We start from the raw sequence: 12,675 nt of genomic DNA, 5'->3' as shown, positions 1-12,675 counted from the left end.
GTAGCCTTGCCGGCTTCACGCTGTCCCGTGCCTGATTGATACCCACTTTCCCGGCGGTACCCGAGTGGTCCGGAGCCGGGTGTATACTCGACTTTCGCGCTAAACGCGCTTGCAGGTCTTGCGAACATGACGCAAATTTCCGAACGCCTTCTGGTCCAGGCCCACCTCGACGCCAAGCAGCCCAAGCCGCTGACCGCCGAGCAAGAGGCCTGGTACCGCGCCGCCATCGCCGCCGAGCTCAAGGCTCAGGACGCGGTGCTGGTCGCGCACTTCTACTGCGACCCGATCATCCAGGCCCTGGCCGAAGAGACCGGTGGTTGCGTGTCCGACTCCCTGGAAATGGCCCGCTTCGGCAATGCCCACCCGGCCAAGACCGTGGTGGTGGCGGGGGTCAAGTTCATGGGCGAGACCGCCAAGATCCTCAATCCCGAAAAACGTGTGCTGATGCCCACCCTGGAAGCCACCTGCTCCCTGGACCTGGGCTGCCCGGTGGACGAATTCTCGGCGTTCTGCGACCAGCATCCGGAGCGCACCGTGGTGGTGTATGCCAACACCTCGGCGGCAGTGAAGGCCCGGGCCGACTGGGTGGTGACGTCCAGTTGCGCGCTGGAAATCGTCGAGAGCCTGATGGACAACGGCGAGACGATCATCTGGGGCCCGGACAAGCACCTGGGCACTTACATCCAGCGCAAGACCGGCGCCGACATGCTGCTCTGGGACGGTGCCTGTATCGTCCACGAAGAGTTCAAGTCCAAGCAGTTGGAGGACATGAAGGCGCTGTACCCGGACGCCGCGATCCTGGTGCACCCGGAGTCGCCGACGTCGGTGATCGAACTGGCGGATGCCGTGGGCTCCACCAGCCAATTGATCGCCGCGGCCCAGACCCTGCCGAACAAGACGCTGATCGTCGCCACCGACCGGGGCATTTTCTACAAGATGCAGCAGCTGTGCCCGGACAAGGTCTTCATCGAAGCCCCTACCGCCGGCAACGGCGCGGCGTGCCGCAGTTGCGCACACTGCCCATGGATGGCGATGAATACCCTGGAGCGCACGCTCAAGAGCTTGCAGGAGGGTGCCAACGAGATATTCGTCGACCCGGCGCTGATCCCCCAGGCGATTCGCCCGCTCAAGCGCATGCTGGACTTCACCCAGGCGGCGCGGATGAAGCTGGCGGGCAATGCCTGATTGGAGGCGTGAGCTTGATCGTTCCCACGCTCTGCGTGGGAACGCCTCTGCGGACGCTCCGCGTTCGGCTTTTTGGGACGCAGAGCGTCCCGGGCTACATTCCCACGCAGAGCGTGGGAACGATCAAACCCACTGACGTGGTGTGCTTATTTGCTCTTCTTGGGAATCCGCACCAACTGCGTATCCGAGTAGATGTCATGCCAGCTGCGCTTGCGCTTGTCGAACAGCGCCCAGATGAAGCCCAGCCCCACCAGCAGCAGTGACGCAATCGATACCACGAACCGCAACAGCGCCTGCCACAGGCTGATGGCCGTGCCATCGGCGTTCTGTACGCGGATGCACCACACCTGCATGCCCAGGGTCTGGCCGTTGTGGGTCCAGAACTTGGCGAAGAAGCCGAACAGCACGAACAGCAGCACGGTGGACAGCAGCGGGTCACCGTCCAGTGCGCCAGCTTCGGTCAGGGCACGCATTTTTTCTTCGCCGATGATCGCCATCTGGATCATCTTGTAGGCGCCACTGGTGACGATCAGCAGCGCCGTGCACAGCAAGAAGTCATAGAACATCGCGGCCAGGCGACGGCCCAGGCCGGCGGGAGGAAAGTCGCCCTGGGGGGTGAGCAGGTGTTTCGGCATGACGGCCTCGGACGAAAAAAGAAGCCATTTTACGGATTTACGCCCATAAAAAAGCCCCTGATATCAATCAGGGGCTTTTTAGTGTGCGAAAGCCTTAGGCTTCTGCTTGAACCTCGTCAGCCTGCATGCCTTTCTGGCCTTGCACAGCAACGAAAGTGACTTTCTGGCCTTCTTTCAGGCTCTTGAAGCCGTTGCCCTGGATGGCGCGGAAATGCACGAACAGGTCCGGACCGCTTTCAGGCGTGATAAAACCAAAACCCTTCTCGTCGTTGAACCACTTGACGGTACCGCTCTGACGTTGAGACATTTTCTTATTTCCTTTGACGCTAAAATTGATGACAGCCTCTTTCGCATGAAAGAGTACTGGGGCTGGGTTGCAGGAAAGTAAGAGACGTCGAACGGGATGTAGCGAACTTCATAAGCTACTGCCCAGGTCACGATTCCAAGCGACCCATGCAAACACAGTGACCAAACTCTACGCCAACTACGAATGAAAAAACAACCCCCCGGGGAAGCCCCGTATTTGCTCAGCTTGCAAGCATTTACATACACCACCGGGCGGAGCTTATTCGATAGGCTAGTTCAATTGTTAGCGACCGTTATAAGCGTTGTTCAATGTCTAAAGATATGCACCTTTTTATGGCGGTTGCGTTACACATTAGTGCACGTATAACGCAATCGCGTTACTTATAGAAACAGTCAATCAACCGCGGTAGTAGCGCTGTGGGACGAATGGCATTTTGCTTACAAGTAAAGGCACCTTTTTCCCACGCACGATGGCCCAGACTGGCGTATCCAGTGCGACATAGGCGCTGTCCAGGTAACCCATCGCCAACGGCCCGCCCAGGGTCGGGCCGAAACCGCCGCTGCACACCGTCCCGATAATCTCGCCCGCTTCGTTGACGATTTCTGCGCCTTCGCGCACCGGTGTGCGTTCCTGGGGCAGCAGGCCGACGCGTTTGCGCTTCACGCCGCCCTGTTGTTGGGCGAACACGGTTTCAGCGCCGGGGAAACCGCCAGCGCGGGCGCCGTCGGCACGACGTACTTTGGAAATCGCCCACAACAGGCTGGCTTCGATTGGCGTGGTCTCGGTGTTCATGTCGTGGCCGTAGAGGCACAGGCCGGCTTCCAGGCGCAGGGAGTCACGGGCACCGAGGCCGATGGCCGCGACTTCCGGCTCGGCCAGCAGGGCGCGGGCCAGTTTTTCCGCATCGGCGGCGGGTACCGAGATTTCGAAACCGTCTTCACCGGTGTAGCCCGAACGGCTGACAAAGCAGTCCATGCCCAACAGCGTGACGCGCTGGAACTGCATGAAGGTCATCTTCGCCACGTCCGGCGCCAGGCGTGCGAGCACGGTGACGGCGGCCGGGCCTTGCAGGGCGAGCAGGGCGCGGGCTTCGAACAGTGGCTCGATGCTGCACTGTGCGCCAATGTGGGCCCGCAGGTGGGCCAGGTCCTGGTCCTTGCAGGCCGCGTTGACCACCAGGAAGAGTTCGTCATTGCCCAGGTTGGCGACCATCAGGTCGTCGAGGATGCCGCCGTTCTCGTGGGTGAACATGGCGTAGCGCTGCATGCCCACCGGCAGGTCGATGATGTCCACCGGCACCAGGGTTTCCAGGGCCTTGGCGGCGCCTGCGCCGGTCAGGCGGATCTGGCCCATATGGGACACGTCGAACAGCCCGGCCTGATCACGGGTGTGCTGGTGTTCCTTCATCACGCCCAGAGGGTACTGCACCGGCATGTCGTAGCCGGCGAACGGCACCATGCGGGCGCCGAGTTCGAGGTGCAGCGCGTGCAGCGGGGTCTTCAGCAGTTGTTCGGTGGACATATCAGCTCCTGGAAAAAATGTAGAAGTGAGGCCGCATCAGCATTCGATGATGTTGACCGCCAGACCGCCGCGGGCGGTCTCCTTGTATTTGCTTTTCATGTCGGCGCCGGTCTGGCGCATGGTGCGGATGACTTTGTCGAGGGAGACGAAGTGATGCCCGTCGCCGCGCATGGCCATGCGTACCGCGTTGATGGCCTTCACCGAACCCATGGCGTTGCGTTCGATGCATGGCACCTGCACCAGGCCGCCAATCGGGTCGCAGGTCAGGCCGAGGTTGTGTTCCATGCCGATCTCGGCGGCGTTTTCCACTTGCTGCACGCTGCCACCGAGCACTTCGCAGAGGGCGCCGGCGGCCATGGAGCAAGCCACGCCCACTTCACCCTGGCAACCGACTTCGGCGCCGGAGATGGAGGCGTTTTCCTTGTACAGGATGCCGATGGCGGCGGCGGTCAGCAGGAACCGCACCACGCCATCCTCGCTGGCCCCGGGGATAAAGCGCATGTAGTAATGCAGCACGGCCGGGACGATACCCGCCGCCCCGTTGGTCGGGGCGGTGACGACGCGCCCGCCATAGGCGTTTTCTTCGTTGACCGCCAAGGCGTACAGGTTGACCCAGTCCAGCACCGACAGCGGGTCGCGCAGTGCGGCTTCGGGGTTCTTGCACAGCTGGCGGTGCAACGCCGCGGCCCGGCGCTTGACCTTCAGCCCGCCTGGCAGAATCCCTTCGTTGCGACAGCCCGCCGCCACGCAATCCTGCATCACCTGCCAGATTTTCAGCAGGCCGGCACGGGTCTCGGCTTCGGGGCGCCAGGCGCTTTCGTTGGTCAGCATCACCTGGCTGATGGACAGGCCATAGGTGCTGCAATGGCCCAGCAGGTCCTTGGCACTCTTGAACGGGAAGGTCAGGGGCGTGGCATCTTCGACGATGCGGTCGGCGCCAGCCGCGTCTTCATCGACGACAAAGCCGCCGCCGACCGAGTAGTACTCGCGGCTGCGCACTTGCAGTCCTGCGGCATCGAAGGCGCGGAAGATCATGCCGTTGGGGTGAAAGGCCAACGGCTTGCGGATCATCGCCAAGTGCAGCTTTTCATTGAATTCGATGGAGTGTTCGCCGAGCAGGTTCAGGCGACCGCTGCTGCGGATCGCTTGCAGGCGGGCGTCGACGGTTTCGGTGTCCACGGTGTCGGGATGCTCGCCTTCCAGGCCCAGCAGCACGGCCTTGTCGCTGCCGTGGCCCTTGCCGGTGGCGCCGAGCGAGCCGTAGAGCTCGACCTTGACGCTGGTGGTGCAATTGAGCAAGTCATCGCGACGCAGCCCCTCGGCGAAACGGGCTGCGGCACGCATCGGGCCGACGGTATGGGAGCTGGAAGGGCCGATACCGATCTTGAACAGGTCGAACACGCTTAACGACATGGTGTTTCTCCGGTTTCTTTTTATGAGTTCGAGATTGGCGTAGATCCCCTTGTGGGAGCGGGCTTGCTCGCGAAGGCGGTGTGTCAGCCAAGTAGATGTTGACTGATACACCGCCTTCGCGAGCAAGTCCGCTCCCACAGGGGGTAGGCGGTGTTATTGAAAGAGGGGCGAGCAAGCCCGCCCCATTCAGGTCAAGCGTAGCTTTCGATCGACGGGCAGGCGCAGACCAGGTTGCGGTCGCCGAACACGTTATCGACCCGGCCCACAGGCGGCCAGTATTTGCCTTCGATCAACGACGCCACCGGGTACACCGCCTGTTCGCGGCTGTAAGGGTGGGTCCACTCGCCGACGATTTCCGCCGCAGTGTGCGGGGCGTTCTTCAGCGGGTTGTCGTCCTTGTCCAGACTGCCGTTTTCCACCGCGCGAATTTCTTCGCGGATGCAGATCATGGCGTCGCAGAAACGGTCCAGTTCTTCCTTGGATTCGCTTTCGGTCGGCTCGATCATCAGCGTGCCGGCCACCGGGAACGACATGGTCGGCGCGTGGAAACCGAAGTCGATCAGGCGCTTGGCCACGTCATCGACGCTGATGCCGCTGCTGTCCTTGAGTGGACGCAGGTCGAGGATGCATTCGTGGGCCACCAGGCCGTTGCTGCCGGAGTAGAGCACTGGATAGTGCTCTTCCAGGCGACGGGCGATGTAGTTGGCGTTGAGGATCGCCAGTTGCGAAGCGCGCTTGAGACCGGCGCCGCCCATCATGCGGATGTACATCCAGGTGATCGGCAAGATGCTCGCGCTGCCGAACGGCGCCGCGCACACCGCGCCTTCCTTGCGTTCCATGTTGGCGTGGCCCGGCAGGAACGGTGCCAGGTGCGACTTGACGCCAATCGGGCCGACGCCCGGGCCGCCACCGCCGTGGGGAATGCAGAAGGTCTTGTGCAGGTTCAGGTGCGACACGTCGCCGCCGAACTTGCCTGGGGCGCAGAGGCCGACCATGGCGTTCATGTTGGCGCCGTCGATGTACACCTGGCCGCCGTTGTCATGAATGATGCCGCAGATTTCGCGGATGCCTTCTTCGAACACACCGTGGGTGGACGGGTAGGTGATCATCAGCGCGGCGAGGTGTTCGCGGTGCTCGATGGCCTTGGCCCGCAGGTCTTCGATGTCGACGTTGCCGCGGGCATCGCAGGCGGTCACGACCACGCGCATGCCGGCCATGTTGGCGGTGGCCGGGTTGGTACCGTGGGCCGAGGACGGGATCAGGCAGATGTCGCGACGGTCTTCGCCACGGCTCTGGTGATAGGCGCGGATCGCCAGCAGGCCGGCGTATTCGCCCTGGGAACCGGCGTTGGGTTGCAGCGACACCGCGTCATAGCCGGTGGCGGCGCAGAGCATGGCCTCCAGCTCGTCGGTCAGTTGCTGGTAGCCAGCGCTCTGTTCGGCCGGGGCGAACGGGTGCAGGGCGCCGAACTCGGCCCAGGTCACCGGAATCATTTCGCTGGCGGCGTTGAGCTTCATGGTACAGGAACCCAGCGGGATCATGGTGCGATCCAGGGCCAGGTCCTTGTCGGCGAGCTTGCGCAGGTAGCGCATCAGCTCGGTTTCGGAGTGGTAGCGGTTGAACACTGGGTGGCTGAGGATCGCCGATTGGCGCACCAGCTCGGCCGGAATGCGGCTTTGCACGCTGGCGGCCAGTGCCGCGAAGTCCGGCAGCGCCTTGCCGTCGGCCAACAGATTCCACAGGGCTTCAACGTCAGCCTGGCTGGTGGTCTCGTCCAGGGACAGGCCCAGGCGTTCAGCGTCCACCACCCGCAGGTTGATGTGTTGGGCGCGGGCCTTGTCGTGCAGGGCGGCGGTTTGCGCGCCGGTGCGCAGGGTCAGGGTGTCGAAGAAGCACTCTTGCTCGACGCTCAGGCCCAGCGCGCCCAGGCCCTTGGCGAGGATCGCGGTCAGGTGATGGATGCGATTGGCAATTTGCACCAGGCCCTTGGGGCCGTGGTACACGGCGTACATGCTGGCGATGTTGGCCAGCAGCACCTGGGCGGTGCAGATGTTGCTCGTGGCTTTCTCGCGGCGGATGTGTTGCTCGCGGGTCTGCATCGCCAGGCGCAGGGCCGGCTTGCCGAAACGGTCCACGGAAACGCCGACCAGGCGGCCCGGCATGTCGCGCTTGAACGCATCCTTGGTGGAGAAATACGCCGCGTGCGGGCCACCGAAGCCCAGCGGCACACCGAAGCGCTGGGCGCTGCCGATGGCCATGTCGGCGCCGAATTCACCTGGCGGGGTCAACAGGGTCAGGGCCAGCAGATCAGCAGCCACGGCCACCAGGGCGTTGGCGGTGTGGAAGCGTTCGGTCAGTTCGCGGTAGTCGAACAGGTCACCGTTGCTGGCTGGGTACTGCAGCAGCGCGCCGAAGAAGCCGCTGACGTCGCTCAGTTCGCGCTCATCGCCCACCACCACGTCGATGCCCAGGGGCTCGGCACGGGTGCGCAGCACGTCGAGGGTTTGCGGGTGGCTGTGCACGGAGGCGAAGAACGCGTTGCTGCCTTTGTTCTTGCTCAGGCGCTTGCAGAAGGTCATGGCTTCGGCGGCGGCGGTGGCTTCGTCGAGCAAGGACGCGTTGGCGATCGGCAGGCCGGTAAGGTCGCTGATCAAGGTCTGGAAGTTCAGCAGCGCTTCGAGACGGCCCTGGGAAATTTCTGGCTGGTACGGGGTGTAGGCGGTGTACCAGGCCGGGTTTTCCAGCAGGTTGCGCAGGATCGGTGCCGGCGTATGGCAGTTGTAGTAGCCCTGGCCGATGTAGGTCTTGAACAGTTGGTTCTTGGCGGCGATGGCCTTGATCGAGGCCAGTGCGTCGGCTTCGCTCTGGCCGTCGCCCATGTCCAGCACGCTGGTGCCCTTGATGCTTTCCGGGATGACGCTGGCGCTCAGGGCTTGCAGGGAGTCGTAGCCCAGGCGCTCGAGCATGGCTTGCTCGTCGCTGGCACGCGGGCCGATGTGGCGGGCGATGAATTCGTTGGCAGTGCCGAGATTAACGGTCATATGGCGCTCCTCAGGCTTGGGCGTTGGCTTTGATCAGGCGATCGTAGGCGTCTTGATCCAACAGCTTAGCCACTGCGTCGACGTCGGTCGGTTTAAAGCGGAAGAACCAGCCTTCGCCCATCGGATCTTCGTTGACCAGTTCCGGGCTGCTGTCGAGGTTGCCATTCACTTCGAGCACTTCACCGTCCAGTGGCATGTACACACCGCTGGCGGCCTTGACCGACTCCACGGTGGAGGCTTCGGCGCCTTTTTCATAGGCCTGCAGTTCAGGCAGTTGCACAAAAACCACGTCACCCAATGCGTTCTGCGCGAAAGCGGTAATGCCTACGGTGACGCTGCCGTCGGCTTCGGTGCGCAGCCATTCGTGATCTTCAGTGAAACGCAACTCGCTCATGGAAACTCCTGGGGCCAGAATCGTCTGGTGGACGCGAAGAAAGGCACGGGGCTTGGCCCGGCCGAATGCTAATACCCATAGCAAGAATGCGGCCAATGTTAATAATTGCTTACACATCAATGGCTTGACTGGTTTTGTCAAAGCTTGGACCAACTTCGCTGTAGCGAAATCGCTACAGATGGGAGGCTGGAAAAAATCGTTGTGGGATCAAAGCCTTGCGCAGCGCTGCTTAGCGATGAGTGTATCGATATCGTTCCACTGTAGCGCTTTCAGTACAGGTGGAGGTCGTTTTTGACGCTACTTTCGAATGCAACACAAGAATCCCTGTGGGAGCGGGCTTGCTCGCGAAGACGGTGTGTCAGCTAATTGGATGTCGACTGGCACACCGCTTTCGCGAGCAAGCCCGCTCCCACATGGACCGAGTAAAACTAGGGCTTGTTGGAGATCCCGTACTTGCGCAACCGATGGGCAATCGCGGTGTGGGAGGTTTGCAGGCGGCTGGCGAGCTGGCGGGTGGAGGGGTAGTTGACGTAGAGGCTTTCGAGCAGGTGCTTCTCGAAGCTTTCCACGGCCTGTTCCAGGCTTTCGACTTCCACATCGCCCTGGCGCGCCACGGAGGTGCCGGCGATGTCCAGGTCGCCGATGTCCACCAGGCTGCTTTCGCAGATGGCCGCGGCGCGGAAGATCACGTTCTGCAATTGCCGCACATTGCCTGGCCAGCGGTTGCCCAGCAGGGCCGGGTAAGTGCCGGGGGCCAGGCGGCAGACCGGGCGCTGGATCTGCGCGCAGGCCTGCTGCATGAAATAACGCGCCAGCAGCAGGATGTCCTGGCCGCGTTCCCGCAGCGGCGGGACTTCGACATTGAGCACGTTCAGGCGATAGAACAGGTCTTCGCGGAACGAGCCCTCGCTGACCATTTTTTCCAGGTTGCGGTGGGTGGCGCTGAGGATCCGCACGTTGACCTTGATTTCCCGGTCGCCGCCCACTCGGCGGAAGCTGCCATCGTTCAGGAAGCGCAGCAGCTTGGCTTGCAGGTACGGCGACATCTCGCCGATTTCATCGAGGAATACCGTGCCCTGGTTCGCCAGCTCCATCAGTCCCGGCTTGCCGCCTCGTTGCGCTCCGGTGAAGGCGCCGGGGGCATAGCCGAACAGTTCGCTTTCCGCCAGGTTCTCCGGCAATGCTGCGCAGTTCAGGGCCAGGAACGGTGCGCCATGACGGGCGCTGATGGCATGGCACGCCCGGGCCACCAGTTCCTTGCCGGTGCCGGTTTCGCCCTGGATCAGCAGCGGCGCATCCAGCGCCGCGACCCGCTGGGCCCGGGCCTTGAGGGTGCGGATCGCCGGGGATTCGCCCAGTAGCGCGTCGAAACCTTCGGCGTGATCGTGATGCAGTGCCGACAGGCGCTCGCCGATGCGGTTCGGCTGATACAGCGTCAGCAGCGCGCCGGCGTCGGTGATGGGCGTGGCGTCCAGCAGCAACGTCTGGCCGTTGAGGGTGATTTCCCGCAGCGGCAAGCGGAAACCGTTCTCCAGCAAGGCGTCCAGCAAGGCCTCGTCACCGAACAGCTCGGCCACGCTTTCCCCGGCCGGTTCACGCCCGTACAGGGCAATCAGCGCCGGATTGGCCAGCAACACCTTGCCGGCGCTGTCCAGGGCCAGCACCGGGTCGGTCATGGCGGCGAGCAAGGCATCGAGCTGCAAGTGCCGACGCTGGCCCGGCAGGATGTCCACCACGGTGACCGCCTGCACGCCGCGCACGCTGAACAGCGCCTCGCGCAACTCGTCGAGCACTTGTGGACTGAGGGTCGGGGCGTCGATGTAGACGTTGGGCGGCACCATTTCCACCGCATCCAGATTGAGATTGCGCCCACCGAGCAAGGCCAGGACTTCCTGGGTGATGCCGACGCGGTCGATGAAACTGACGTGGATACGCATGGGGCGGTTTTGGGTTCTGGAGTGCGGAGGGTGGCCAGTATGCCTTGGGGCGGGCTGTTGGTGAAATCCTGGCGAAGAGACAAGGAATACACCGACCTCCACTGTGGGAGCGGGCTTGCTCGCGAAAGCGGTGTACCAGTCGACATTTGATTGGCTGGCACTCCGCCTTCGCGAGCAAGCCCGCTCCCACAGTGGCGGTCGGCGGTGAGGCGGCTATCGCTTAGAGCCCCACATCCCACTCGGGCATCTCGGGAAACTTGAGCACCAAAAAATCCAGCAGGCTGCGCAGTGCCGACGGCATGTGTTTGCGTGAGGCATACACCGCGTACATGTTCATCCGGCGGGGTTCGGCGTGGGGCAGCAGGCGGATCAGTTCGCCGTTCTTGATGTGGGCGCCGGCCTGGTAGCTGGGCAGCATGGCCACGCCGGCACCGGCTATCGTGGCCTGAAGCAATGTGCTGGCTTCGTTGGCGCTGATATTACCTTGCACCGGCACCGAGACCTGCTCGCCGTCCTGCTCGAAATGCCACAGGCTCTTGCCGACGTAGGAGTGGGTCAGGCAGTTGTGCCGGCTCAGGTCTTCCACGCGCAGCGGTGTCGAGTGCTCGCGCAGATACTGTGGCGAAGCGCAGATCACCGAGCGGCAGACCGTGAGGCGACGGGCAATCAGGTTCGGGTCCAGGTCGTTGCTCATGCGGATCGCCAGGTCGATGCGCTCATCCACCAGGTTCACGGTGCGGTCGAGCATTTGCAGGTCGACGCTCACCCCTGGGTAGCGCTTGACGTATTCGGCCATGGCGCTCGCCAGTTGGGCCTGGCCGAACGAGGTGCTGGCGCTGATGCGCAGCATGCCCCGCGGCGCGTCGTCCGGGGTGCTGACGGCGGCTTGCATGTCGCCGGACAGCTCGAGCATCTGCCGGCAGCGCGGCAGGATCTCCGTGCCTGCGGCCGTCAGGCTCAGCTTGCGAGTGGTGCGGTGCATCAGCCGGGCACCGACCCAGTCCTCCAGCTCCGCCAAATAGCGCGACACCACCGGCCGCGACAGGTCCAGATGCTCGGCCGCCGCCGACTGGCTGCCCAGGTCCACCACCGTGACGAACACCCGCATTGCTTGTAGACGATCCATGATTTGCCCGATTTCAGAAACAAACTATGTTCCAGCATCGCATTTTTTGTAACGAGTAAGGTAACTAAGCTCAATCCCCATTCCCCTGACGGGTTTTTGGACAACGGAGCACACCATGACCGGACTTATCCCACTCAAGCGCCTGCTGCTGGCAACCGCCGCCCTGGCCTTCACCGCCCAGACCTGGGCCGCCGGCCTGACGCTGGACGTCTACAACCCCGGCGCGGCGGCGGTTTTCCCGGTGACTTCGGTTTTAGTCAGCGGTGAAAAAGAGGCAATCCTGGTGGACGCCCAGTTCGGCAAGACCCAGGCCGCCCAGGTGGTGGAAAAAATCCGCGCCAGCGGCAAGCGATTGACCACGATCTACATCAGCCACGGCGATCCAGACTACTATTTTGGTTTGGAAACCCTCACCGCCGCGTTCCCTGAGGCCAAGGTGCTGGCGTCCGCACCGACTGTCGAGCACATCAAACACACCATGGACGGCAAGCTGAAATATTGGGGGCCGATTCTGAAGACCGATGCACCGGCCAAAGCCATCGTGCCCCAGGTACTCAAGGGCGACAGCCTGACCCTGGAAGGCCAGCGCTTGCAGATCGTCGGCCTCGATGGCCCACAGCCGGACCGCAGTTTCGTGTGGATTCCATCGATCAAGGCCGTGGTAGGCGGTGTGGTGGTGGCCGAGAACATTCATGTCTGGATGGCTGACACCCAGACGCCGCAGTCCCACAAGGACTGGCTGGCGACCCTTGCCGGTATTGAAAAGCTGCAGCCGAACACCGTGATCCCGGGCCACTACCTGGGTGAAAGCGCCCGGTCCCTGGCCCCGGTGACATTCACCGCCGGCTATATCAAGGCCTTCGATGAAGAAACCGCCAAGGCCAAGGATTCCGCCGCGCTGATCGCCGCCATGAAGCAACGCTACCCGAACCTGGGTGAAGACAGTTCCCTGGAACTGAGTGCCAAGGTGGCGAAGGGCGAGATGAAGTGGTGAGACACAAATCTTGGGGGCGGTACTCCTTTGTGGCGAGGGGATTCAGCGAAACGTCGCACCGCCCCGCTGGGCTGCGAAGCGGCCCTAAAAAGGCTGAACGGGTTACATCAGGTTTATCACCA

At 62.8% G+C, this 12,675-nt stretch carries 10 protein-coding genes; 2 read left to right on the top strand and 8 right to left on the bottom strand.

Going from position 1 to position 12,675, the window contains the following annotated elements; translation table 11 throughout:
- Positions 1-126 precede the first annotated feature (126 nt).
- Entirely contained in the window at positions 127-1,185 is a 1,059-nt protein-coding gene (gene nadA / locus CFII68_RS00550) for a quinolinate synthase NadA (protein ID WP_003205010.1), read from the top strand.
- 146 nt (positions 1,186-1,331) lie between these two features.
- Here nadA and CFII68_RS00555 read toward each other — a convergent pair whose 3' ends face one another.
- The 8 genes from CFII68_RS00555 to CFII68_RS00590 form a co-directional block, all read right to left on the bottom strand.
- Positions 1,332-1,820, bottom strand: a complete 489-nt coding sequence (locus CFII68_RS00555) for an RDD family protein (RefSeq protein WP_018614225.1) — start codon at positions 1,818-1,820, stop codon at positions 1,332-1,334.
- A gap of 94 nt (positions 1,821-1,914) precedes the next feature.
- Positions 1,915-2,127, bottom strand: coding sequence for a cold-shock protein (locus tag CFII68_RS00560; RefSeq protein ID WP_003175786.1), 213 nt, complete (start codon positions 2,125-2,127; stop codon positions 1,915-1,917).
- 396 nt (positions 2,128-2,523) lie between these two features.
- Complete coding sequence (gene gcvT, locus CFII68_RS00565; protein WP_018614217.1) at positions 2,524-3,648, bottom strand: glycine cleavage system aminomethyltransferase GcvT; 1,125 nt, start codon at positions 3,646-3,648, stop codon at positions 2,524-2,526.
- Positions 3,649-3,684: 36 nt separating this feature from the next.
- Positions 3,685-5,061, bottom strand: coding sequence for an L-serine ammonia-lyase (locus tag CFII68_RS00570; protein WP_018614215.1), 1,377 nt, complete (start codon positions 5,059-5,061; stop codon positions 3,685-3,687).
- A 191-nt stretch (positions 5,062-5,252) separates the two neighbouring features.
- Positions 5,253-8,102, bottom strand: a complete 2,850-nt coding sequence (gcvP, locus tag CFII68_RS00575; protein WP_018614213.1) for an aminomethyl-transferring glycine dehydrogenase — start codon at positions 8,100-8,102, stop codon at positions 5,253-5,255.
- A 10-nt stretch (positions 8,103-8,112) separates the two neighbouring features.
- The gene (gcvH, locus tag CFII68_RS00580; protein ID WP_018614210.1) at positions 8,113-8,496 is read right to left on the bottom strand and encodes a glycine cleavage system protein GcvH; all 384 of its coding nucleotides are present in this window, start codon (positions 8,494-8,496) and stop codon (positions 8,113-8,115) included.
- A 428-nt stretch (positions 8,497-8,924) separates the two neighbouring features.
- The gene (locus CFII68_RS00585; protein WP_018614208.1) at positions 8,925-10,433 is read right to left on the bottom strand and encodes a sigma-54-dependent transcriptional regulator; all 1,509 of its coding nucleotides are present in this window, start codon (positions 10,431-10,433) and stop codon (positions 8,925-8,927) included.
- Between the two features lie 220 nt (positions 10,434-10,653).
- Entirely contained in the window at positions 10,654-11,559 is a 906-nt protein-coding gene (locus tag CFII68_RS00590; protein ID WP_018614206.1) for a LysR family transcriptional regulator, read from the bottom strand.
- A 115-nt stretch (positions 11,560-11,674) separates the two neighbouring features.
- On the opposite strand from CFII68_RS00590, the gene CFII68_RS00595 reads away from it, so the two are divergent.
- On the top strand, positions 11,675-12,553 hold the full coding sequence (locus CFII68_RS00595) for an MBL fold metallo-hydrolase (RefSeq protein ID WP_018614204.1): 879 nt from the start codon (positions 11,675-11,677) through the stop codon (positions 12,551-12,553).
- Positions 12,554-12,675: the final 122 nt, after the last annotated feature.

Source organism: Pseudomonas sp. CFII68, from assembly GCF_000416195.1.
GTDB lineage: Bacteria > Pseudomonadota > Gammaproteobacteria > Pseudomonadales > Pseudomonadaceae > Aquipseudomonas > Aquipseudomonas kilonensis.
The sequence above is the reverse complement of the archived record's forward strand: the minus strand, read 5'-3'. Positions and strand labels throughout refer to the sequence as shown.

Coding starts and splice junctions, on each gene's coding strand:
- gcvT (WP_018614217.1), bottom strand. CDS start 3,648: ATGTCCACCGAACAACTGCTGAAGACCCCGCTGCACGCGCTGCACCTC.
- CFII68_RS00560 (WP_003175786.1), bottom strand. CDS start 2,127: ATGTCTCAACGTCAGAGCGGTACCGTCAAGTGGTTCAACGACGAGAAG.
- gcvP (WP_018614213.1), bottom strand. CDS start 8,102: ATGACCGTTAATCTCGGCACTGCCAACGAATTCATCGCCCGCCACATC.
- CFII68_RS00555 (WP_018614225.1), bottom strand. CDS start 1,820: ATGCCGAAACACCTGCTCACCCCCCAGGGCGACTTTCCTCCCGCCGGC.
- nadA (WP_003205010.1), top strand. CDS start 127: ATGACGCAAATTTCCGAACGCCTTCTGGTCCAGGCCCACCTCGACGCC.
- CFII68_RS00570 (WP_018614215.1), bottom strand. CDS start 5,061: ATGTCGTTAAGCGTGTTCGACCTGTTCAAGATCGGTATCGGCCCTTCC.
- CFII68_RS00595 (WP_018614204.1), top strand. CDS start 11,675: ATGACCGGACTTATCCCACTCAAGCGCCTGCTGCTGGCAACCGCCGCC.
- CFII68_RS00585 (WP_018614208.1), bottom strand. CDS start 10,433: ATGCGTATCCACGTCAGTTTCATCGACCGCGTCGGCATCACCCAGGAA.
- gcvH (WP_018614210.1), bottom strand. CDS start 8,496: ATGAGCGAGTTGCGTTTCACTGAAGATCACGAATGGCTGCGCACCGAA.
- CFII68_RS00590 (WP_018614206.1), bottom strand. CDS start 11,559: ATGGATCGTCTACAAGCAATGCGGGTGTTCGTCACGGTGGTGGACCTG.